Source organism: Thermomonas sp., assembly GCF_041905325.1.
Taxonomy (GTDB): Bacteria; Pseudomonadota; Gammaproteobacteria; order Xanthomonadales; family Xanthomonadaceae; genus Thermomonas.
In genome coordinates, this window is record NZ_JAYRLK010000008.1 from 46,845 (window position 1) to 68,236 (window position 21,392).

The window sequence follows — 21,392 nt, forward strand, 5'->3', positions numbered from 1 at the left end:
GCATTGATGTCACAACTTGGACAAACGTTCGACGGCAGCGTTCACGGTCGCCTCGTTCTTGGCGAAACACAGCCGCAGCAGGCGCTGCCCGGCCGGCGGCGCGGCGTAGAACGGCGACAGCGGGATGCCCGTGACGCCGTGCTCCACGGTCAGCCAGTGGGCGAACTCCAGGTCCGGCAGGTCGCTGACCGCGGAATAGTCGACCAGCTGGAAGTAGCCGCCCGGCACCGGCAGCGGCTTGAGCCGGGTGGCGGCCAGCTGCGCGCGGAAGCGGTCGCGCTTGTCCTGGTAGAACGCACCCAGCGTTTCGTAGTGGCCCGGCTCGGCCTCGATCATCTCGGCGAACGCGTGCTGCGCCGGGTTGAAGCTGCAGAACACGTTGTACTGGTGGACCTTGCGGAACTCCGCCGACAGCGCGGGCGGCGCGATGCAGTAGCCCAGCTTCCAGCCCGTGCAGTGGTAGGTCTTGCCGAAGCTGGAGATGACGAACGCGCGCGCGCGCAGGTCCGGGTACAGCAGCGCCGACTCGTGGCGGGCGCCGTCGAACACGATGTGCTCGTAGACCTCGTCGCTGAGCAGCAGGATATCGGTGCCGCGCAGGATGTCCTGCAGCGCCTGCATGTCGGCGGCGGTGAACATGGCGCCCGACGGGTTGTGCGGGCTGTTGACCATCAGCAGGCGCGTGCGCGGGGTGATGGCGGCGCGCACCGCGTCCCAGTCGGGGGCGAACGTGGCCGGGTCCAGCGGCACGTGCACGGCCTTGGCGCCGGCCAGGTCGATGGCCGGTTCGTAGCAGTCGTAGCAGGGGTCGAGGACGATCACTTCCTCGCCAGCGCGCACCACCGCGTGGATGGCATTGAAGATCGCCTCGGTGGCGCCGCTGGTGACGGTGATCTCGGCGTCCGCGTCGGGGCGCCAGCCGTAGCAGCGCTCGGTCTTGGCGGCGATGGCCTGGCGCAGCGCGGGGATGCCGGTCATCGGCGCGTACTGGTTGTGGCCGGCCTGCATGGCGCGGGCCAGTGCATCCACCAGCCGGGCGGGCACCGGGAAATCCGGGAAGCCCTGGCCGAGATTGACCGCGCCGTGCTCGGCCGCCAGCTGCGACATCACGGTGAAGATGGTGGTGCCGACCTTCGGCAGTTTGGTGTCCAGGCGCATGTCGTTGCCGTTTGCAGCGGGCATTCCAGTGTACGGAATCCACGCCCGGCCGGATGCGCGCGCAGGCGCAGGCCGGTGGGCGCGCGCCGGGCGGGCCGGTAGAATCGGCGGCCCATGCCCGCTCCCCACACGCCTCCCCACCCCCTGCTCGCCGCGCACGGGCTGGCATTCTCGCGCGACGAGGCGCCGGTGTTCGGGCCGCTGGATTTTTCCGTCGACACCGGCGAGGCGCTGCTGGTGCAGGGCGGCAACGGCGCCGGCAAGACCACCCTGCTGCGCGTGCTGGCCGGGCTGTTGCGTGCCGATGGCGGCACGCTGACGATCGAGGGAGTGGCGGCCGATGCCGCCTCCCGCGCCCGCCACATCGCTTACCTCGGGCACCTGCCGGGGCTGAAGGCGGATTTGTCGGCCCTGCAGAATCTGCATTACCTCTGCGGCCTGCATGGCAAGCGCGCCCGGCAGCGGCCGGATGCGGCGCTGGGCATCGTGGGGCTGGGCGGCTTCGAGGATGCACCACTGCGCACGTTGTCGGCCGGACAGAAGAAGCGCCTCGGCCTGGCAAGGCAGTGGCTGTCGCCCGCCCCCCTGTGGTTGCTGGACGAGCCCTATGCCAACCTCGACCTCGAAGGCATCCAGCTGGTCAACCGGATGGTGGAAGCGCACCTGCGCGAAGGCGGGGCGGCGCTGATCACCACCCACGGCGCCTATGCGGCGCCGCCGGTGCGCACGCGCCTGCTGGAACTGAAGAGGCCGGCACCATGATGTGGCAGGCTGCCCGCGCATTGATGATCCGCGACCTGCAATTGCTGTGGGCGCGCCGCGGCGACGCCCTGCAACCGGCGCTGTTCGCGCTGCTCACCGTGGTGCTGTTCGCGCTGGGCCTGGGCGGCGATGCACGCACCCTGGCCCCGGTAGCCTCGGCGGTCTTGTGGCTGGCGGTGCTGCTGGCCGGGCTGCTGGCGCTGGACAACCTGTTCCGGGGCGATGCCGAAGACGGCTCGCTGGAGCAATGGATGCTGGCCCCGGTGCCACTGTGGTGGCTGGTGCTGGTACGCACGTTGATGCACTGGGCCACCACCGCGTTGCCGGTGGTCGTGGCGGTGCCCGTTCTCGGCGAATTGCTGCACCTGCCACATGCGCAACTGCCGGTCCTGCTGGCCTCGCTCATGCTGGGCACGCCGATCCTCAGCCTGCTGGGGGCGGTGGTCGCCGCGCTGACCGTGGGGATGCGCCGCGCCGGCATCCTGGTCGCCCTGCTGGCGCTGCCACTGTACGTGCCGGTGCTGGTGTTCGGTGCGGGGGCGGTGGCGGCCAGCGCGCAGGGGCTGGATGCCACGGGGGCATTGTTGCTGCTGGGCGCCGGACTGGTGCTGGCGCTGGTGCTGGCCCCGCTCACCGCCGCCGCCGCACTGCGCATCGCGCATGCTTGAGGCGAGTCAACGCCGATTTCACGGCCACTGATCGACACTGGCAAGGCTGGCCACGCGGCCAGAATTCCCCTCTTTGGAGTGTCATTCATGAAGACCCGTCACCTTCTGCTGGCCGGCGCCGTTGCCCTGGCCCTGTCCGCCTGCGGCAAGACCGAAGCCCCCGCCGATGCCCCGGCCGCGGACGCACCCGCGGCCACCGCGGCCGCCGAAGCACCTGCACCGGCCACCGCCCCAGCCGAGGCAGCCGCCGCACCCGCCGCCAGCAAGCCGGCCGTGGTGGCCAACTGCGCCACCACCCTCGAAGCGGACGACGCGATGAAGTACAACGCCGACTCGATCACCGTGCCGGCCAGTTGCACCCAGTTCACCATCAATCTCAAGCACGTCGGCACGATGGCCGCCAACGTGATGGGCCACAACGTGGTGGTGGCGAAGGAAGCCGACATGGCCGGCATCGCCGCCGACGGTGCCGCCGACCCGGCCACCCACGTCAAGGCCGGCGACACCCGCGTGATCGCGCACACCAAGGTCGTGGGCGGTGGCGAGTCCGCGTCGGTCAGCTTCGACGTGGCCAAGCTCAAGGACGGCGGTCCGTTCAAGTTCTTCTGCAGCTTCCCGGGCCACCTGGCGCTGATGCAGGGCAGCATCCAGGTGCAATAAGCCTGGCCACGATCCGTTGCAGGGATACCCGCCCGCCCGGGCTGGTATCCTTGCAGGATTGTCCGCGGCACACCCCTGCCGCCCCGTACAGGCCACGATGTCTCCGCTGATCCGCTGGTTCCACCAACTCGGCTCGCCTCCGTATTTCGACCGTTTCGCCGCGCGCTGGACGCCATGGGCGTACCTGCTGGGCGTGGTGACGATGGCGGTGGGAATGTACGGTGCGCTGTGCGTGGTGCCGGCCGATTACCAGCAGGGCGACAGCTTCCGCATCCTCTACATCCACGTGCCGGCGGCCTGGATGAGCATGGCCATCTTCGCGCTGATGGCGCTCTATTCGGCCATCGCGCTGATCTGGCGGATCAAGCTGTGCGAAATCCTGGCCATGGCCTGCGCGCCAAGCGGTGCCGCATTTACCGCCATCACGCTGGCCACCGGCATGATCTGGGGCAAGCCGATGTGGGGCACCTGGTGGGACTGGGACCCGCGCCTGACCACCGAACTGATCCTGCTGTTCCTGTACCTGGGCGTGATCGGCCTGTACGCCGCCATCGACGACCGCCGCAATGCCGCGCGCGCGGCAGGCCTGCTGGCGATCGTCGGGGTGGCGCTGCTGCCGGTGATCCGCTGGTCGGTGGTGTGGTGGAACTCGTTGCACCAGGGCCAGACCATCCGCCTGTTCGGCCAGTCCAGCATGGACGCCAGCATGCTGTGGCCGCTGGCCTGGATGATCGTCGGCACCAAGCTGTGGTTCCTCGGCTCGCTGCTGGCCCGCGCCCGCGCCGACAACCTGCGCCGCGAAGCCGGCAAGGACTGGGTGGCGAAACAGGCATCGGGAGACGCGCGATGAGCTACCGCGACTACGTGATCGGGGCCTACGCCGTGTTCGCGCTCATCCTGCTGTGGGATGTCCTCGTCCCGCATTTGCAGATTCGCGCCGCCCTGCGCGCCGCCCGCCTGCGCGCCGCCCGCCGGCACGCCGCCCCTGCCCCCTCCTCGGAACTTCCGCTGTCGCGGGACTGACCAATACGCCATGCACCCCACCCGCAAACGCCGCCTGCTCATGATCCTCGCCCTGATCGCCGCCGCCGGGCTCGCCACCCTGCTGATCGCGCTGGCCCTGCAACGCAACGTGGCGTATCTCTACACGCCGCACGAAGTGCTGGGCGGCAGCGCCGGGGACAACGTGCGCAGCGGCGAGGCCCGCTTCCGCCTGGGCGGGATGGTGGCCAAGGGTTCGTTCAAGCGCGCCCCGGGCTCGATGGAAGCGCACTTCGACGTCGATGACGGCGATGCGCGCCTGCCGGTGGTCTATACCGGCATCCTGCCCGACCTGTTCCGCGAGAACCAGTCGGTGGTGGCCACCGGGCGCATGCGGGGCAAGGTGTTCGTGGCCGAGGAAGTGCTGGCCAAGCACGACGAGACCTACATGCCCAAGGAAGTGGCCGACAAGATGGCGCAGGCGCACAAGAAGCACCAGGTACAGGATGCCCCGGCCGTCCCCGCCGCAGGGGCCCGCTGATGCTGCCTGAATTGGGCCAGGTCGCCCTGCTCCTGGCCATGCTGGTGGCCGCCCTGCAAGCCCTGCTGCCGCTGCTGGGCGCGCAACGCGGGCTGCCGGCGCTGATGGCGGTGGCAAGGCCGGCGGCGTACATGCAACTGCTGCTGGTGGGGCTGGCGTTTGCCATCCTCACCCAGGCGTTCGTGGTGGGCGATTTCTCGGTGCAGTACGTGGCCGAAAATTCCAATTCGCTGCTGCCGATCTGGTACCGCTATACCGCCGTCTGGGGCGCGCATGAGGGCTCGCTGCTGCTGTGGGCGTTGGTGCTGGCGTTGTGGACGGCGGCGGTGGCCCGGTTTTCGACGGCGCTGCCGTTGCCGGTGGTGGCGCGGGTGCTGGGGGTGATGGGCATCGTGGCGCTGGGGTTCCTCGCCTTCCTGGTGTTCACCAGCAACCCGTTCACCCGCCTGCTGCCCGCCGCCGGCGAAGGCCGCGATCTCAACCCGCTGCTGCAGGACCCTGGCCTGATTTTGCACCCCCCCATGTTGTACGCCGGCTATGTGGGCTTCGCGGTGCCGTTCGCCTTCGCCATTGCCGCCCTGCTGGAAAAACGCATCGACGCACAGATGCTGCGCTGGACGCGCCCTTGGACCAATGCCGCGTGGGGCTTCCTCACGCTGGGCATCGCGATCGGTTCGTGGTGGGCGTATTACGAATTGGGCTGGGGTGGCTGGTGGTTCTGGGATCCGGTGGAAAATGCCAGCTTCATGCCCTGGCTGGCCGGTGCCGCCTTGCTGCATTCGCAAGCGGTGACGGAGAAACGCGGCAGCTTCGGCGGCTGGACCCTGCTGCTGGCCATCACCGCGTTCTCGCTGTCGCTGCTGGGCACCTTCCTGGTCCGCTCCGGCGTGTTGACCTCGGTGCACGCCTTCGCCGCCGACCCCGGGCGCGGGCTGTTCGTGCTGGTCTTCCTCGGCATCGTCATCGGTGGCTCGCTGCTGCTGTACGCGCTGCGCGCGCCGGACACCGATGCCGACGCCAAACCCTTCGCCGCCGGCTCACGCGAGACCTTGCTGCTGCTCAACAACCTGCTGCTGGCCAGCGCCTGCGCCATGGTGCTGCTGGGCACCCTGTACCCGCTGCTGGCCGATGCGCTGGAATTGGGCAAGGTCTCGGTGGGGCCGCCCTACTTCGCCGCCCTGTTCATGCTGTTGATGGCCCCGCTGGTGCTGTTGCTGCCATTGGGCCCACTGACCCGCTGGCAGCGCGAACGGCTGTCCACCCCGCTGAAGCTGCTCGCACCGTGGGCGGCACTGGCTGCCCTGGCCGGCATCGCCGCGTTTTTCCTTGCCCCGCAGGGCCCGTGGAAGACCGCCATCGGTGTGCTCGGGGCCGTGTGGGTGGCGGCGGGCACGCTGCGCTTCGTGTGGCAGCGGCTGCGCGCCAGTGGCCGCCTGACCCTGGAAATGTGGGGCATGGCGCTGGCGCATCTGGGCATCGCGGTGTTCCTGATCGGTGCCCTGCTGGTGGAAGGGCTGGGCCAGCAACGCGAACTGGCGGTGAAGGCCGGCGATACCGTCAGCCTGGGCCAATACAGCTTCCGTTTCGATGGTATCCGCGAACAGGCCGGCCCGAATTACGTCTCCGATTACGGCACCGTGCAGGTTTCGTATCACGGCCGTTTCGATACCACCTTGCATCCGGAAAAACGCCGCTACCGCGCCGGCGGCCAGGTGATGACTGAATCGGGCATCGCCCGCGGGGTATTTGGCGATGCCTATGTCGCCATCGGCGAAGCGCTGGGCAATGGGCAATGGGCACTGCGTGTCCACATCAAACCCTTCGTGCGCTGGATCTGGGCCGGTGCGCTGCTGATGGCGCTGGGCGCGGGCATCACCGCAACGGATCGCCGCTTCCGCACCATCCGCAAGGAGGCTGCATGAAACCGTCCCGCTGGCTGCCGCTGGCCGCCTTCGCCGTGCTGACCGCACTGCTGGCCGCCGGCGTGTGGATGAGCCGCAAGCCCGGCCGCGATGCCCTGCCGTCGACGCTGATCGGCAAGCCGGCACCCGCGTTCGTGCTGCCGGTGCTGCACGACCCCAGCTACACGGTGAAGCTGTCGGACCTGCGCGGCCAGCCGTTCCTGCTCAACGTCTGGGGCAGCTGGTGCGTGGAATGCCGGGTGGAACATCCGGTGCTGACCCGGTTCGCCGAAACCAAGCGCTTGCGCGTGGTGGGCTACAACTGGAAGGACGAGCCGGCCGATGCGCTGCGCTGGCTGGAACAGTTCGGCAACCCGTACATGGTGGTGCTGTCCGATGTCGAGGGCCGCACCGCACTGAATTGGGGCATCTATGGCGCGCCGGAAACCTTCCTCGTGGATGGCCAGGGCATCGTGCGCTGGCGGCACGTGGGCCCGTTGACGGACGCGATCATCGCCGGGGAACTGCTGCCGCAGCTTGGCAAGATCGAGGCCGAAAAATGATGCCGACTTCCGCACGCCCGTGTGCGTCACTCCCGCGCGGGAATGACAGCAAAACCTTGCGTGTCATCCTCACCGCGCTGCTGTGGTTGACGACCCTGCCCGCCTTCGCCCAGGCCGGCCAGCAGGCCGATGCCGCGCCACTGCGATTCCGCAACACCGCCGAAGAAGCCCGCTTCCACGCACTCACCCTGCAATTGCGCTGCGTGATGTGCCAGAACCAGTCGCTGGCCGACTCCAACGCATTGATCGCGCTGCAACTGCGCCGTGAAGTACTGGAGCTGATGCGGCAGGGCAAGCGCGACGACGAGATCAAGGACTACCTGGTGCAACGCTACGGCGAGTTCGTGCTGTACAAACCCCGTTTCGAGCGCAGCACCTGGCTGCTGTGGGCCGGCCCGGGGCTGGTCTTGCTGGGTGGCGCAGGCGCGGTGTTCGCCAGCGTGCGACGACGCAAGCCGGCCACTGGCCACGTGGCCAGCGACGACGGGCAGGAATGGTGATGGCCGCACTCATCGCGATTTCGACGCTGCTGGGCCTGATCGTGCTGGCCACCGCGCTGCGCCCGCTGTGGCGCACCGCGCGCGGCGTCGCGCTGGGCATCGGCGCAGCCACCCTGCTCTCGCTGGGGCTGCTGTACGCCTTGCAGGGCACCCCGCAGGCGCTCGATCCGGCGGCACGGCAAGCCCCGCAGACGCTGGAAGCGGCCATCGCACAGCTGCAAACCGCGTTGGCGCGCGACCCGCAACAGCCCGATGGCTGGGTGCTGCTGGGTCAGGCCTACCAACGCACCGGCAACACCAACGGCGCCCGTGACGCTTTCGCCAAGGCGGCGGCACTGGCACCGGACGATGCCGACATCCTCACCGATGCCGCGCAGGCGCGCGCCATGGCCGCCCCGCAGCATGCCTTCGATACGCAAGCCCTGGGCTTGCTGCATCGCGCCCTGCAGGTCAATCCCAACCATCAGCGCGCGCGTTGGTTCCTCGGCGTGGCCCAGCGCCAGGCCGGCCACAATGCCGACGCCGCCGCCACCTGGATGCCGCTGCTGGCGCAGGTGGATGCCGCCACCGCCGCCAGCCTGCGCGGGGAAATCGACACCGCACGCGCGTTGGCCCACTTGCCGCCGCTGCCCGACACCCCGGCCGCCGCCACACCCGCCGCACTGTTGACGGTAAAGGTCACGCTGGAGCCAGCACAGGCCGCACGCGTGCGCCTGCAACCCAACGCCACCGTCTTCGTGATCGCACGGCAAGTGGGCGGCCCACCGATGCCGGTGGCGGCACAGAAACACGCCGCTTCCGAATTGCCGCTGCATGCCAGCCTCAGCGACGCCGACAGCCCCATGCCCACCCTGAAGCTCTCGCAGATGCAGCAGGTGGATGTGCTGGCACGCCTGTCCGTCAGCGGCGAGGCCATGCCCCAGCCCGGCGACCTGCAAAGCAAGCCCCTGCGCGTGCAACTGCCGGCCAAGGGGCCGCTGGAGTTGGTGATCGGAGAGTGATGTCCGCTGCGCGCCGGGCAAGGTCCGGGGCACGGACATCGCCGGCATCCCGACCGGGGAAGGCAGGCGGCTTCCGACGGCGGGAAATGGCGTGGTGCATCCACTCGGATCATCCGCGCTAGGCTGGCCCCATGAAGACTGCCGCAGTGCCGCATCCACGCCCGCATCGCGACGCCCCCGACACACAGCTGGGTGAGGATCTGCGCGGTCTCGTGCAATTGCTGGTCTGCGGCATCAACGCGACCACCGATCTTGCCGAAACCGTGCATGCCAATGTGCTGGGGGTCCCGGCACGGGTGCTGGGTGGCGCCGGCGGCACGCGCACACACGGCATTTCACGGCTCGCCTATGCGGCTGTTCGCGGCACCGCAACCTGGGTGGGCAGCGGGCTGGACGATGCACTGGCCAAGCTGTCCGGACAATTGCCTGAAACCGCCGCATCACCGCGTCGTGACGCGATGCTGGCGGTGCTCAACGGCGTACTGGGCGACCATCTGCTGGGCAGCGGCAATCCTCTGGCCATCCACGCCGACTTGCGCAGCAACGGCACACCACTGGGGCGGGACGCGCAGGGTCAACTCCGCGCGCCGCCGGCTGCAACGACCAAGCTGCTGCTCCAGATCCACGGCCTGTGCATGAATGATGCGCAGTGGCGGCATCAGGGTCATGATCATGGCGCGCAACTGGCGGTCGACCATGGCTACACCGCCGTGCATTTCCACTACAACACGGGCCTGTCCATTGCCAGCAACGGGCAGATGTTGTCGCAGCTGTTGCAGTCGTTGCTGGCGACCTGGCCGGTGCGGCTGGAGCGCTTCGCCATCCTCGCCCACAGCATGGGCGGGCTGGTGGCGCGGGCGGCACTGCTGGCGGCCACCCGTCAATCACGGGATTGGGTACAGCAGCTGGACCAGGTGGTCTTTCTTGGCACGCCGCATCATGGCGCACCGTTGGAACGTGCCGGCCAGATGCTACAAACCGCATTGGGCTTGACCCCGTGGACCGCACCGTTCGTGCGCATTGGTGCATTGCGCAGCGCCGGCATCCGCGATTTGCGCCATGGCACCATCGAAGACGCGTCCGCCGCTGCACCATCGCTTTTTCACCCATTGCCCGGCGGCATTCGCGCGTATGCGGTGGCTGCGTCAACGCAGGTGGCAGCCAGCACGCGCACCCCGCGTGGCGACGGCCTGGTCCCCGTTGCCAGCGCCCTGGGCGAACATCGCGACCCCCGCCGCAGCCTGGGGTTGCCGGCTGCGCACCAATTCCGGGTGATGGGTACCGGGCATCTGGCGCTGCTCGGCAATCCAGCGGTTTACCGCCAACTGCACCACTGGCTGGCCTGAGCCTTGGCCGTCGGGCGCACGCAAGCAGGCACCCCCGTCCGGAGGAGGGCAGCGGCCGCCGCGAAGGCGTACGGCTTCTGACTTGAATCAAGGCGTCGTCACGCCCGGCGCGCGAGACTGCGCGGCATGGACAAGATGCTGAACGATTCCAATTCCACGACCGGGCTGTCGCCCGCCCTGCTGGCGGCGGCACCGCACCGGCTGTTGTTCTTCGTCGGTGCACTCAACGTGTTGCTGGCAATGAGTTGGTGGCTGCTGTGGCTGATCGATGCGCGCTGGGGCGTGGTCGGCCTGCGCGGCGGCACCCCGTTCGGCGGCTGGATGCACGCCTTCATCATGCAGTACCAGTTGCTGCCGCCCTTCATGTTCGGCTTCCTGCTGACCACCTTCCCGCGCTGGATGGGGGTGCCCGATCTGTCCCGCTGGCATTACGTGCCAGTGGGGGTGGGCCTGCTGGGCGGACAGGTCTCGGTGGTGGGCGGGATGCTGCTGGGACAGGACGCCATGGTGCACATCGGCGTGGTGATGGCGCTGGTGGGCTGGGGCTACGGTCTGGTGCAGCTGCTGCGGGCGCTGCAAGCCGAACGCAGGGCCGGCAAGGGCCCCACCTGGCATGCATGGTCATGCTTCGCGGCACTGTCGCTGGGCTGGCTGGGGGTGCTGATGATGGCGGCCTATCTGCATGGCGCGGGGCCGTGGGCGGTGGTGGTGTCGATCAAGCTGGGCACCTTCGGCCTGCTGCTGCCGGTGTACATGACGGTGGCGCACCGGATGTTTCCGTTCTTCGCCGGCAATGTCATCCCCGGCTACCGCGCGTGGCGCCCGCTGTGGGTGCTGGTGACCATGTGGGGCCTGCTGGCGGTGCATCTGGGGCTGGAACTGGCGCATGCCAATGCCTGGATGTGGCCGGTGGATGCCCTGTTCGCGCTGGGCAGCGCGGCGTTGTTGTGGCGCTGGTGGCCACGCGGCAAGGCACCGGGCATCCTGTGGGTGCTGTTCCTCGGCATGCTGTGGCTGCCGGTGGGCTTTGCGTTGTTTGCCGCGCAAAGCGCGATCTATGCGGCAAGCCACGATTTCGTGCTCGGTCGCGGGCCGCAGCATGCGCTGTACATCGGCTTCTTCGGCAGCCTGCTGGTGGCGATGGTCACCCGCGTGACGCAGGGCCACTCGGGACGGCCGATGGCGATGCCCGCCGCCGGCTGGTTCGCGTTCGCCCTGTTGCAGCTGGTGGCCCTCACCCGCATTGCCGCCGAAGCCGTGCCCGACAGCTATTTCTGGCAGGTGATTGCCGCGGCGGGTTGGCTGCTGGCGTTCCTGCCGTGGGCGCTGCGCTCGCTGTCGATCTACCTGCGCCCGCGCGCCGACGGGCGTCCCGGCTGAGGCTTGCCCATGGACCCGATGATGGAGCTGTACCCGCATATCAAATGGGTGCACGTGCATGCGGTGCTGTGCAGCGGCGCGATTTTCGCGTTGCGCGGTGGTGCCGCGCTGCTGGGGGCGCGCTGGCCACAGCACTGGCTGCCGCGCTACGGCAGCTACACCATCGACACCATCCTGCTGACCTCGGCCACCATGCTGTTTTCACTGCTGCGGCCACTGGGCGTGTTTGCCAACGGTTGGCTGACGGTGAAGCTGGTGCTGGTGGTGCTGTACGTGGTGCTGGGCATCTTCGCCATGCGCCGGAAACGCACGCCGCGCCAACGCTGGCCGTTCTACGTGGCGGCGCTGGCCACCTTCCTCTTCATCTATGGCATCGCCCGCATGCACCAGCCACTGGGCTGGCTGCTGCTGTTGCGCTAAGCCACGGAGCCCTGTATGCCCTTGTCCGTCACACCTGATTCCGCGACCACCGGCGATGGCCATGCCAGGCCGCGGATGATCGATGCCTGCTTCCTCGGGCCCTACGCGCAGAACGACACCCTGCTGGAAAAACTCGTCGTGGAATTCCTGCGCGACCACGTCTACTGGCGGCGCAATTTCCACCCCGAAGACCCGCTGGCGATCGGCACCAGTGCGGCCTATCACCCGGACTATCTGGCGTTCGAGGCGCGCATGCGCCGCGAGCTGCACCTGTTGTCGGCGCAGTTGAAGAAATCGGTGCCGTTCCACAGCCCGCGCTACATCGGCCACATGGCCTCCGACTTGCTGCTGCCCGGCCTTGCGGCACAGATCCTCACCCTGCCCTACAACCCCAACAACGTCACCGAGGACACCGCGCCGGTGACGGTGGAACTGGAAGTGAAGGTGGGGCTGCAACTGGCGCGGATGCTGGGGTACGTGGCCGACCCCACGCGCCCCGATTGCGCCTTCGGCCACCTCACCTCCGGTGGTACGGTGGCCAACTACCAGGCATTGCGGCTGGCGCTGGCGCAAAAATCGTTCCCGGTGGCATTGCGCGCGGCCAACGCACCGGAGCTGGCCCTGCCGGACGACGACCACGCTGCCTTCAACCTGCATCCGCAGCACGCCACGGCACTGCTGGAACAATGGCAGCAATGGCTGGCACAGGCCGCCCCGGCCGAGCGCCGGCAGTGGCAGGCGCGGGTGCAGGCCGCACGCATCGAACATCTGGGGTTGGTGGATTTCTTCGCCGCCCATCCGGCACTGAAGGTGCCAAAGGTGCTGGCGCCGATCACCGCGCATTATTCGTGGAGCAAGGGCTGCAAGCTGCTGGGATTGGGCCGCAATCAACTGGAGCTGCTGCCGGAACGCGGCATGCGGATCGACGTGGAAGCCCTGGAAGCCACGCTGGAACGCTGCCAGCGCGAACGCCAGCCGGTGCTGCTGGCGGTGGCCGTGATGGGCACCACCGAATACGGCACGGTGGATCCGGTGGATGCGGTGGTCGATGCCCGCCAGCGCTTCGCCGAGCGCGGGCTGGGCTTCGCCGTGCACGTGGACGCCGCCTGGGGTGGCTATCTGGCCACCTTGTTCCGCAACGAAGACGGCAGTCTGCGCGCGCATGCGGACGTGGCACGCGGCTTCCGCGCCTTCCCCTCCGTCGGCGTGCACGCGGCGGTGGCGGCCATCGCGCAGACCGATTCGGTGACCGTGGACCCGCACAAGCTGGGCTACCTGCCCTATGGTTCCGGCGCGTTCATCTGCCGTGACCACCGGGTGATGGCACTGTTGCCGGAAGCCGCCGATTACGTGTTCCACGGCGATGCCGCGCAGGACTACATGACCCGCTACCGCAGCCTGGGCCAGTACATTCCCGAAGGCTCCAAATCCGGCGCGGCGGTGGCAGCGGTCTACGTCACCCACCAGGTGCTGCCGCTGGACCACGCCCACTTCGGCCTGCTGCCGGCGCAGACCATCCGTGCCGCCGAAGCCTTCGACGCGCGCGCACGTCATTTCGCATCCGAAGTGGCCGGGGTGGCGCAGGCGCTGGTGCCGTTTTCCCCCGACAGCAACCTGGTTTGCCTGGCACTGAACCCGGCCGGCAACCGCAGCGTGGCGGTGGCCAACGCCTTCGTTCGTCGCCTGCACGACGAGCTCCGCATCGACCCGCACCAGCCGGTGCAGAACAAGCAGTTCTTCGGCTCGGTGACCACCCTGCGGCCGGAAGCGCTGGGCGAAGCCGACACCCGTCGCATCCTCGATGCGCTGGGGCTGGACATGGCCACGCTGGACGAAGAAGGTGCCGGCAAGCTGGTGATCCTGCGGCACACGCTGATGAACCCCTACCTGTTGGACGAGGACAACGGCGTGAGCTACATCGACCTGTATTTCGACCATCTGGCCACGCGTGTACGCGCGCTGCTGGCGGACGCAGGCCGCGCGGGTTGAGCCGCGACGGCATTCGCGGAATGATGCGCGCCATGGATACCAACCCTTCGCGCCATTCCCCCGCCACCCGTGCCTGGGTGCACGATGCCATCGCCCTGCTGGAACAGGAGACCACGCGGTCGGCCGACACCCATCTGCTGCGGCTGGATTTCCCCGGTTTCCCGGACATCGCCTTCTACTTCAAGGACGAATCCAGCCACCCCACCGGCAGCCTGAAGCACCGACTGGCGCGCTCGCTGTACCTGTACGCGTTGTGCAATGGCCGGCTGGCCCCCGGGCAGGCGGTCGTGGATGCCTCCTCCGGCAGTACCGCCATTTCCGAAGCGTGGTTCGCGCGCCTGCTGGGGCTTTCCTTCATCGCGGTGATGCCGGCCTGTACCGCGCCGCAGAAGATCCTCGCCGTGCAGGAACTGGGCGGCACCTGCGACCTGGTGGAAGACCCGTCGCAAGTCCACGCCCGTGCCGCCGAGCATGCCGCCAGCGGTGCCTGCCACCTCGACCAGTTCGGCCTGGCCGTGCAAGCCACCGACTGGCGCGGCAACAACAACATCGCCGAATCCATCCTCGGCCAGCTGCGCCGGGAACCACAACCGGTGCCCACCTGGATCGTCTGCGGTGCCGGCACCGGTGGCACCTCGGCCACCATCGGCCGCTACCTGCGCTACCGCCGCCTGGAAACCCGCCTGTGCGTGGCCGAGCCCGCCGGCAGCGGCTACGTGCAAGGCTGGCGCCAGCGCGACCGCAACGCGGTGGCCAGCCGGCCCACCCTGATCGAAGGCATCGGCCGCCCACGGGTGGAACCGGGCTTCATCTTCGACGTGGTGGATGCGGTCGCGGAAGTCGAGGACGCCGCTTCGATCGCCGCAGCCCTGCTGCTGGAGGAAAAGCTGGGCACCCGCTACGGCGGCTCCTCCGGCACCAATTTCGTCGCCTGCCTGCAACTGGCCGCCCACATGCGTGCACGCGGCGAGCGCGGCAGCATCGTCACCCTCCTCTGCGACCGCGGCAAACGCTACCAGCAGACCCTGTTCGACCCCGCATGGCGCAGCGCGCACGGCCTGCACACCACCCCGTGGCAAACCGCGCTGCAGTCCGCGCTGGCCACCGGCACCCTGACCCCACCAGATCCCTCCCCCTCTGACCCTTGCGCATGAGCCATCACGACCTGCGCGGCTTCCTGGCCGCACTCGAACGCCAACACCGCCTCAAGCGCGTCACCGCGCCGGTCGATCCCGAACTGGAAACCACCTCATTGAGCCTGCGCGCCTTGCGCGAAGGCGGGCCCGCGCTGCTGATGGAACACCCGGTCGGCAGTGACCACGCCTATCTGGGCAACCTCTACGGCCACCGCGACCGCATCGAGGCGGCGCTGGCCGGCCGCCCGCTGGCCTCGCTGCGCGAGCTCGGCGAACTGCTGGCGGCGATCAAGGAACCCAAATGGCCGTCGAACCTGCGCGAAGCGCTGGGCAGCTGGCCGGAGCTGGCGCAGCTGGCGCACGTGGCACCGCAGAAAATGCGCGAAGCCGACTTCCTGCACGAAACCCTGGAAGGCGACGACGTCGACCTGGCACGCCTGCCGATCCAGCGCTGCTGGCCGGAGGATGCGGCCAAGCTCATCACCCTCGGCCTCGTGGTCACCCGCGGCACCCGCAAGCCACGCCAGAACGTGGCGATCTACCGCCAGCAGGTGATCGGCAGGAACCGCATCATCATGCGCTGGCTGCCGCACCGCGGCGGCGCGCTGGACTTCGCCGACTGGAAGGCCACCCATCCCGGCAAACCGTTCCCGGTGCTGGTGGCGATCGGTGCCGACCCGGCCACCCTGCTGGCGGCGGTGGCGCCGATTCCGGACACGCTGTCGGAATACGAATTCGCCGGCCTGCTGCGCGGCCAGCGCACCCGTGTGTGGCCCAGCACGCTGACCGGGCTGGACGCGCCAGCCGGCTGCGAGATCCTGCTGGAGGGCTTCATCGACCCGGCCGACACCGCGCTGGAAGGCCCGTTCGGCGACCACACCGGCTACTACAACGCGCAGGACCATTTCCCGGTGATGACCATCCAGCGCATGCACCTGCGCAGGGACGCGATCTACCAGGGCAGCTACATGGGCCGCGCGCCGTTCGACGAGCCCTCGGTGATGGCGATGGCGCTGAACGACGTGTTCGTGCCGCTGCTGCAGAAAGTGTTTCCGGAGATCGTGGATTTCTACCTGCCGCCGGAAGCGTGTTCCTACCGCATCGCGGTGGTGTCGATCCGCAAGCAGTACCCCGGCCACGCGCGCCGGATCATGATGGGCATCTGGTCGTACCTGCGCCAGTTCACCTACACCAAGTTCGTGATCGTCACCGACGAGGACATCGACGTGCGCGACTGGTCGCAGGTGATCTGGGCGATCTCCACCCGCGTCGACCCGGTGCGCGACAGCGTGCTGATCGACAAGACCCCGATCGATTACCTCGACTTCTCCAGCCCCACCCCGAACCTCGGTTCGAAACTGGGGCTGGATGCCACCAACAAGTGGCCGGCGGAAACCAGCCGGACGTGGAGCAAACCCATCCAGCTGGATGCCGACGTGGAAAAGCGCGTGGATGCGCTGTGGCGCGGGGTGCTGGCGGGCTGAAGTCAGTCCGCCGCGTCCCACCCGGCATCGTCGAACAACTGCGGATACTTCGCCAGCGCCTCCTGCATCGGGGTCAGTTCGGCCGTGCCGAACTTGCCGGCACGCGCGGCATTGGCACCGGCGATGAACTTCACCAGCAAGCCATGCAGAGCGGCATCGGCGTCCGGCTTGAGCTTGCAGTGGGTGATCATGTCCTTGATCGCCGCGTCGATCTGCACCACTGCATTGTCGCGCTGGGTGTCATCCAGATGCCCCATCTGGTAGTGGTGCAGCAGTTCGGTGGCTTCGCGCAGCTCGCGCATGCCTGCACGCAGCGGCGCATCCGTGGCCCAGCGCTGTGCCGGTGCCTGCACCGGCGCGGCATGCCCGGCATGCCCGGCGTGGTCGTGCTGCGCGGTCGATTGCGCCAGCACCGGGGCGGCGAACAATGCGCTGGCAAGCACCAGCGTGGCCATGGGAAGCATGTTCTTGCACTGCATGAAGGTCTCCGGGTTGCGGGCTGTCGCCACGCTTGCCCTCACCTTCGCATGCGGCCATGCAACCAGCCATGACCCATGTCAAAACGTGAACAGTCGGTGGATTCCCCGCGTTTGACCCAAATCAATGACGCTGCGCGATGCGGAAACGACCATGCCTGCTTTCCCTGCAGGAGCGTTCGCATGCAACTGGTCTGTCCCGCCGGCAACCTGCCGGCCCTGCAGGCGGCCGTGGATGCCGGCGCCAACGCGGTCTACGCCGGCTTCCGTGACCAGACCAACGCGCGCGCCTTCCCCGGTCTGAACTTCAGCGACGAGGAGCTGCGCGCCGGCATCCGCTATGCGCACGCCAGGAACGCCAAGGTCTACCTGGCGCTCAACACCTATCCCGACAGCGCGCGCCTGAAGGATTGGCACGCCGCCGTGGACAAGGCCGCCGCGCTGGGTGCCGACGCCATCATCGCCGCCGAAATGGCGGTGCTGGACTACGCCGCCCGCACCCATCCGCAGCTGCCACGCCACCTGTCCGTGCAGGGCAGCGCCACCACCGCGCCGGCGCTGCGCTACGCGTTCGAGCGCTTCGGCATTTCCCGTGCAGTGCTACCGCGGGTGCTGTCGTTGCAGCAGGTGGAGCGGCTGTGCGAGAAGTCGCCGGTGGCGCTGGAAGTGTTCGCCTTCGGCAGCCTGTGCATCATGGTGGAAGGCCGCTGCCAGCTGTCCAGCTACGTCACCGGCGCCTCGCCCAACCGCCACGGCGTGTGCTCGCCGGCGAAGTTCGTGCGCTGGGACGAGCAGGACGACGGCAGCCGCAGCGTGCGCCTGAACGACGTGTTGATCGACGAATTCAAGCCGGAAGAGCCGGCCGGCTACCCCACCGTGTGCAAGGGACGTTTCAACGTCGGCAACGAGATCTTCCACGCGCTGGAAGAGCCGACCAGCCTCAACACGATGGAGCTGCTGCCGCGGCTGAAGCAGATCGGCGTGACCGCGCTGAAGATCGAAGGCCGCCAGCGCGGCGTGGCCTACGTCAGCTCCGTCACCCGCACCTGGCGCAAGGCGATCGACCAGGTCATCGCCGATGAAGCGCACTGGCAGCTCAAGCCGGAATGGCAGGCGGAACTGTCGCGCCACGCCGAAGGCCACCAGACCACGCTGGGCCCGTACCACCGCGCCTGGCATTGAAGGACATCCCGATGAAACTGAGCCTTGGCCCGCTGCAATATTTCTGGCCGCGCGAGCGCACGCTGGCGTTCTACCGCGAGGCGATCGACTGGCCGGTGGACATCGTCTACCTCGGCGAAACCGTGTGCAGCAAGCGCCGCGAACTGCGCACCGCCGACTGGCTGGCACTGGCGGAGGAACTGGCCGCCTCCGGCAAGCAGATCGTGCTGTCCACGCTGGCGCTGATCGAGGCCGAATCCGAACTGAGCGTGCTCGACCGGCAGATCTCGCACGGCGGCTTCTGGATCGAGGCCAACGACCTGTCGGCGGTGCAACTGTGCAAGGAAAAGGGTCGCCCGTTCGTGGCCGGCCCGACGCTGAACGTCTACAACCACCGCGCACTGGCACTGCTGGGCGAAGACGGCCTGCGCCGCTGGGTGCCGGGCGTCGAGCAGGGCCGCACCCTGATCGGTGAACTGAAGGATGGCGTGCTGGCAGACGGCGGCAGCATGCCGGAGCTGGAGGTGATCGCCTGGGGCCGGCTGCCGCTGTCGTTCTCGGCGCGCTGCTTCACCGCGCGCGCGCTGGACGTACCCAAGGACCAGTGCGGCTTCCGCTGCATCGACTATCCCGACGGCATGCCGCTGGCCACCCGCGAAGGCCGCCCGTTCCTGCGCATCAACGGCATCTCGGTGCAGGGCGAGGAAATCACCGACCTGGGGCCCGAGCTGCCCGAACTGCACGCGCTGGGCGTGGACATCCTGCGCCTGTACCCGCAGGCCGAAGACATGGAAGCGATCGTGCGCCATTTCGACGCCGCCCGCAGCGCCAGCGAAGCGCCGGTGCGGATCGGCCAGCGCAACGGCTACTGGCACGGCGAACCGGGCATGCGGATGCCGGCCGCCTGAGCCCGGGACGGATTTTGGAGGGCACAGGGACGTGCCCGTTTTCATGATTCCGGACGAAGTCCGGCACCTTGTGCGCCCCATCCTCCGGGCTTTGGGCCCGCCGTGCCCCCACGGCGGAACGTACCCCCCATCGCGCCCCCGATCCACACGCGCGGCAATGAAACGCCCCGGAACGGCAGGCAACAAAAAACCCGCCTAGATGGCGGGTTTCAGGGGTTTCGTGAGTCTTTGGGGGACTGTCTGAAACCGGTGGATGGTGCCAAGAGGGAACCCGAACTGTCCTCCACAGACCGCATTGCACCTTAACTTCCTGAAACCGGTTTTTGATCGTGCCCCCTTACAGGCCCCCAAAGCGGTGACCATCCAGGACTAGCCCAACGATCTGCTGGCTCACGATCTGAACATGTCGGCGGACGTCGGCAGACATCGAGGGCTACTACAATTTGTACGTCAAGACGCCAGGAATCTCCGGAATGGATTTGCTGGATGGCGTTTCACGAGGCACTGCGGCATTGCCAACTCCACCGAGGCCCGGGTTCGAGAGACGATGACTGATGCGTGTCAGCTCCTTGGTTGACCCAGCCGTGGCCAGCGCCTATGCGGCCACGGATCTCATTGATGGCGACCCGATCCTCGATGCACAGGACTATCCAAATACCTTTGCGTTTGCCAACTGTTCGGGAGGAGCTGGACTCGTCGAGGTCAAGGGCGTCGGGGAGCCGGCCATCTCCGTGCATGTCAAGGTTTCAGATGTATCCGGTCGCCTCAAGGTTGTTGGTGTCGGCAGGCTCAACATGCCTGAGGCTGCTGCTGCTGAGTCCGGTGCAAACAGCGAAACTGCCCATGCGTCTTAGAGCTCTTCCAGGCCGAAATGGATTGAAGGCTTCGGGCAGGGGAATCTTGAATACTTCATCGACCATGAAGGATTTCGTCTTTATATCGGCTGCCCGACGCAGGGCGGCAGCGCAGATGCCCGATCGTCGGTTGAGCTTGTACGGACAAGTGACGACACCCGTATTGCAGCGTTCACGATCGAGGTTGATGGAATGACATTCGAGGGTCCATTTGAAGCTGACAGTCGAGTTGGTGACAACAACTTCGTCGCCCTCCTGGAAGCGCTTCACGCAACCGACGCCACCGTGAAGTTCCAAGGGAAGTCGGTGACTTTCCCGAAGTCAAACGCGGCGGAAGTGGTTCCGACGCACGGCTCGCCGAACTTCAGCTGCAACCTTTCGCCTGACTCGCACGTTGGCGCTTTAGCGCCAACGTGCGGTTAGCCGGAATGATCTTAGTGCCCCCTTGTGGTTGGATCCATGCTCCCCATGTATCTGGATCCCTAAGGCCTCACACGTGACCTGAGCTGTGAGCTGGAAGTACCTGCCGGCAAAGGCATGTTAGTAGTATTACTACTAACCCGCTACCATGATCCGTCTCAAACGGTGAGCCCACCGTCCCCGAGACTGCCGCCATGCCCGTTCCTGCCCCCACGCTTCCTCTGCCGCCCGGCGCCTTCGGCCCCGCCGACATCGAGCCGACGCACCTAGCGCTGCCTCTGCTGTCTGTGCGCGCCACCTGCGGCTTCCCCTCGCCCGCCGAGGACTTCTTCGGCGTCGAGGACCTGCTGGACCTCAACCAGCGCTGCATCGACAACCCGATTGCCACGTTCTTCATGGAGGCCGACACCGGCGAGTCCATGGTGGGCTTCGGCATCTACCCCGGGGACACCCTCGTCGTGGATCGCAGCAGGAACCCGCAACCGGGGGACATCGTGATCGCGATCTGGGAGGGCGGCTTCGTCTGCAAGCAGCTGCGGAAGCGGGCCGGCCGGTTCGAGCTGCACTCCGGCCATCCTGACCACGCGCCGATCCAGGTGCCCCCCGATGTCGAGCTGGAGGTGTGGGGCGTGGTGACCTGGTCCTTCCGCAGCCAAGTGAGGCGCATGCGATGAGCGAGATGGCAGAGACCTGGAAGGCCAAGCTGCAGCCGCTCGCCGGGGCCCGCTGGCCACTGCGCTGCGGCTTCGTGATTCCGGCGGATGATCTGGAACGGCTGCAGGCAGGCCTGTGGCCGCGGGACATGGACGACCGCTGGGCCATCTGGCTGGACGGCGACACCCTGCGCTGCTGGCGCTCCTGGACCGCCACCTGCATCTACGAGGCCCGTCTGGACCTGGACCAGGACGGTTCGGCCACGGCCGTGATGCTGGATGTCCTGGACGATCCGGAAACCTATGTGCGCGCCACCAGCGAGGAGGCCGAACTGCAGCGCTTCGAGGGCGTTCTGGCCCTGATCCGTCAGGTTCGGAGCGAGGTAGGGTCCGTCACCCGCTTGCCGGTGGCCTGAGCCTGCCTGGGCGG

The 21,392-nt window shown here is 67.8% G+C and carries 23 protein-coding genes; 20 read left to right on the plus strand and 3 right to left on the minus strand.

Annotated features, from left to right (window positions below; all coding sequences use genetic code 11):
* Positions 1–9: 9 nt before the first annotated feature.
* Entirely contained in the window at positions 10–1,158 is a 1,149-nt protein-coding gene (locus tag ACE3OK_RS09900; protein WP_374249423.1) for a pyridoxal phosphate-dependent aminotransferase, read from the minus strand.
* A gap of 114 nt (positions 1,159–1,272) precedes the next feature.
* On the opposite strand from ACE3OK_RS09900, the gene ccmA reads away from it, so the two are divergent.
* The 16 genes from ccmA to ACE3OK_RS09980 all read left to right on the plus strand — a co-directional run bounded on the left by ccmA (position 1,273) and on the right by ACE3OK_RS09980 (position 16,490).
* Positions 1,273–1,920, plus strand: a complete 648-nt coding sequence (ccmA, locus tag ACE3OK_RS09905) for a heme ABC exporter ATP-binding protein CcmA (protein WP_374249376.1) — start codon at positions 1,273–1,275, stop codon at positions 1,918–1,920.
* Positions 1,917–2,588 carry a heme exporter protein CcmB gene (ccmB, locus tag ACE3OK_RS09910; protein WP_374249377.1) on the plus strand — a complete coding sequence of 224 codons (672 nt, stop codon included), beginning with the start codon at positions 1,917–1,919 and terminating at the stop codon, positions 2,586–2,588. Before ccmA ends, ccmB begins: the two co-directional genes overlap by 4 nt.
* A gap of 87 nt (positions 2,589–2,675) precedes the next feature.
* Positions 2,676–3,248 carry an azurin gene (azu, locus tag ACE3OK_RS09915; RefSeq protein ID WP_374249378.1) on the plus strand — a complete coding sequence of 191 codons (573 nt, stop codon included), beginning with the start codon at positions 2,676–2,678 and terminating at the stop codon, positions 3,246–3,248.
* A gap of 97 nt (positions 3,249–3,345) precedes the next feature.
* The gene (locus tag ACE3OK_RS09920; RefSeq protein ID WP_374249379.1) at positions 3,346–4,098 is read left to right on the plus strand and encodes a heme ABC transporter permease; all 753 of its coding nucleotides are present in this window, start codon (positions 3,346–3,348) and stop codon (positions 4,096–4,098) included.
* Positions 4,095–4,271 carry a heme exporter protein CcmD gene (gene ccmD / locus ACE3OK_RS09925; RefSeq protein WP_374249380.1) on the plus strand — a complete coding sequence of 59 codons (177 nt, stop codon included), beginning with the start codon at positions 4,095–4,097 and terminating at the stop codon, positions 4,269–4,271. The genes ACE3OK_RS09920 and ccmD overlap by 4 nt, the downstream gene beginning before the upstream one ends.
* A 10-nt stretch (positions 4,272–4,281) precedes the next feature.
* A complete protein-coding gene (gene ccmE / locus ACE3OK_RS09930) occupies positions 4,282–4,770 on the plus strand; it encodes a cytochrome c maturation protein CcmE (RefSeq protein WP_374249381.1) in 489 nt (162 codons plus the stop codon).
* Complete coding sequence (locus tag ACE3OK_RS09935) at positions 4,770–6,692, plus strand: heme lyase CcmF/NrfE family subunit (protein ID WP_374249382.1); 1,923 nt, start codon at positions 4,770–4,772, stop codon at positions 6,690–6,692. Before ccmE ends, ACE3OK_RS09935 begins: the two co-directional genes overlap by 1 nt.
* Complete coding sequence (locus ACE3OK_RS09940) at positions 6,689–7,234, plus strand: DsbE family thiol:disulfide interchange protein (protein ID WP_374249383.1); 546 nt, start codon at positions 6,689–6,691, stop codon at positions 7,232–7,234. Before ACE3OK_RS09935 ends, ACE3OK_RS09940 begins: the two co-directional genes overlap by 4 nt.
* Positions 7,235–7,299: 65 nt before the next feature.
* Positions 7,300–7,734, plus strand: coding sequence for a cytochrome c-type biogenesis protein (locus ACE3OK_RS09945; protein WP_374249424.1), 435 nt, complete (start codon positions 7,300–7,302; stop codon positions 7,732–7,734).
* Positions 7,734–8,735, plus strand: coding sequence for a tetratricopeptide repeat protein (locus ACE3OK_RS09950; RefSeq protein WP_374249384.1), 1,002 nt, complete (start codon positions 7,734–7,736; stop codon positions 8,733–8,735). Before ACE3OK_RS09945 ends, ACE3OK_RS09950 begins: the two co-directional genes overlap by 1 nt.
* A 131-nt stretch (positions 8,736–8,866) precedes the next feature.
* A complete protein-coding gene (locus tag ACE3OK_RS09955; protein ID WP_374249385.1) occupies positions 8,867–10,081 on the plus strand; it encodes a hypothetical protein in 1,215 nt (404 codons plus the stop codon).
* 126 nt (positions 10,082–10,207) lie between these two features.
* Positions 10,208–11,461: an NnrS family protein gene (locus ACE3OK_RS09960; RefSeq protein WP_374249386.1), complete on the plus strand. Its 1,254-nt coding sequence runs from the start codon at positions 10,208–10,210 to the stop codon at positions 11,459–11,461.
* A gap of 9 nt (positions 11,462–11,470) precedes the next feature.
* Positions 11,471–11,881, plus strand: a complete 411-nt coding sequence (locus ACE3OK_RS09965) for a SirB2 family protein (RefSeq protein WP_374249387.1) — start codon at positions 11,471–11,473, stop codon at positions 11,879–11,881.
* Between the two features lie 15 nt (positions 11,882–11,896).
* A complete protein-coding gene (locus ACE3OK_RS09970) occupies positions 11,897–13,870 on the plus strand; it encodes an aspartate aminotransferase family protein (protein WP_374249388.1) in 1,974 nt (657 codons plus the stop codon).
* A 32-nt stretch (positions 13,871–13,902) separates the two neighbouring features.
* Positions 13,903–15,024: a PLP-dependent cysteine synthase family protein gene (locus tag ACE3OK_RS09975; RefSeq protein ID WP_374249389.1), complete on the plus strand. Its 1,122-nt coding sequence runs from the start codon at positions 13,903–13,905 to the stop codon at positions 15,022–15,024.
* Positions 15,021–16,490 (plus strand): UbiD family decarboxylase, encoded by a 1,470-nt coding sequence (locus ACE3OK_RS09980; RefSeq protein WP_374249390.1) that lies wholly within the window; start codon positions 15,021–15,023, stop codon positions 16,488–16,490. Before ACE3OK_RS09975 ends, ACE3OK_RS09980 begins: the two co-directional genes overlap by 4 nt.
* A 2-nt stretch (positions 16,491–16,492) precedes the next feature.
* Here ACE3OK_RS09980 and ACE3OK_RS09985 read toward each other — a convergent pair whose 3' ends face one another.
* On the minus strand, positions 16,493–16,945 hold the full coding sequence (locus tag ACE3OK_RS09985; RefSeq protein ID WP_374249391.1) for a DnrO protein: 453 nt from the start codon (positions 16,943–16,945) through the stop codon (positions 16,493–16,495).
* Positions 16,946–17,149: 204 nt separating this feature from the next.
* Here ACE3OK_RS09985 and ACE3OK_RS09990 point away from each other — a divergent pair, with 204 nt between their 5' ends.
* Positions 17,150–18,148 (plus strand): peptidase U32 family protein, encoded by a 999-nt coding sequence (locus tag ACE3OK_RS09990; RefSeq protein WP_374249392.1) that lies wholly within the window; start codon positions 17,150–17,152, stop codon positions 18,146–18,148.
* An 11-nt stretch (positions 18,149–18,159) separates the two neighbouring features.
* A complete protein-coding gene (locus tag ACE3OK_RS09995; protein WP_374249393.1) occupies positions 18,160–19,035 on the plus strand; it encodes a U32 family peptidase in 876 nt (291 codons plus the stop codon).
* Between the two features lie 746 nt (positions 19,036–19,781).
* Here ACE3OK_RS09995 and ACE3OK_RS10000 read toward each other — a convergent pair.
* Entirely contained in the window at positions 19,782–20,159 is a 378-nt protein-coding gene (locus ACE3OK_RS10000) for a hypothetical protein (protein WP_374249394.1), read from the minus strand.
* Between the two features lie 344 nt (positions 20,160–20,503).
* Here ACE3OK_RS10000 and ACE3OK_RS10005 point away from each other — a divergent pair, with 344 nt between their 5' ends.
* Together ACE3OK_RS10005 and ACE3OK_RS10010 are read left to right on the plus strand one after the other, a co-directional pair.
* Complete coding sequence (locus tag ACE3OK_RS10005; RefSeq protein ID WP_374249395.1) at positions 20,504–20,983, plus strand: LexA family protein; 480 nt, start codon at positions 20,504–20,506, stop codon at positions 20,981–20,983.
* Positions 20,980–21,378 carry a hypothetical protein gene (locus ACE3OK_RS10010; protein ID WP_374249396.1) on the plus strand — a complete coding sequence of 133 codons (399 nt, stop codon included), beginning with the start codon at positions 20,980–20,982 and terminating at the stop codon, positions 21,376–21,378. The genes ACE3OK_RS10005 and ACE3OK_RS10010 overlap by 4 nt, the downstream gene beginning before the upstream one ends.
* Positions 21,379–21,392 lie beyond the last annotated feature (14 nt).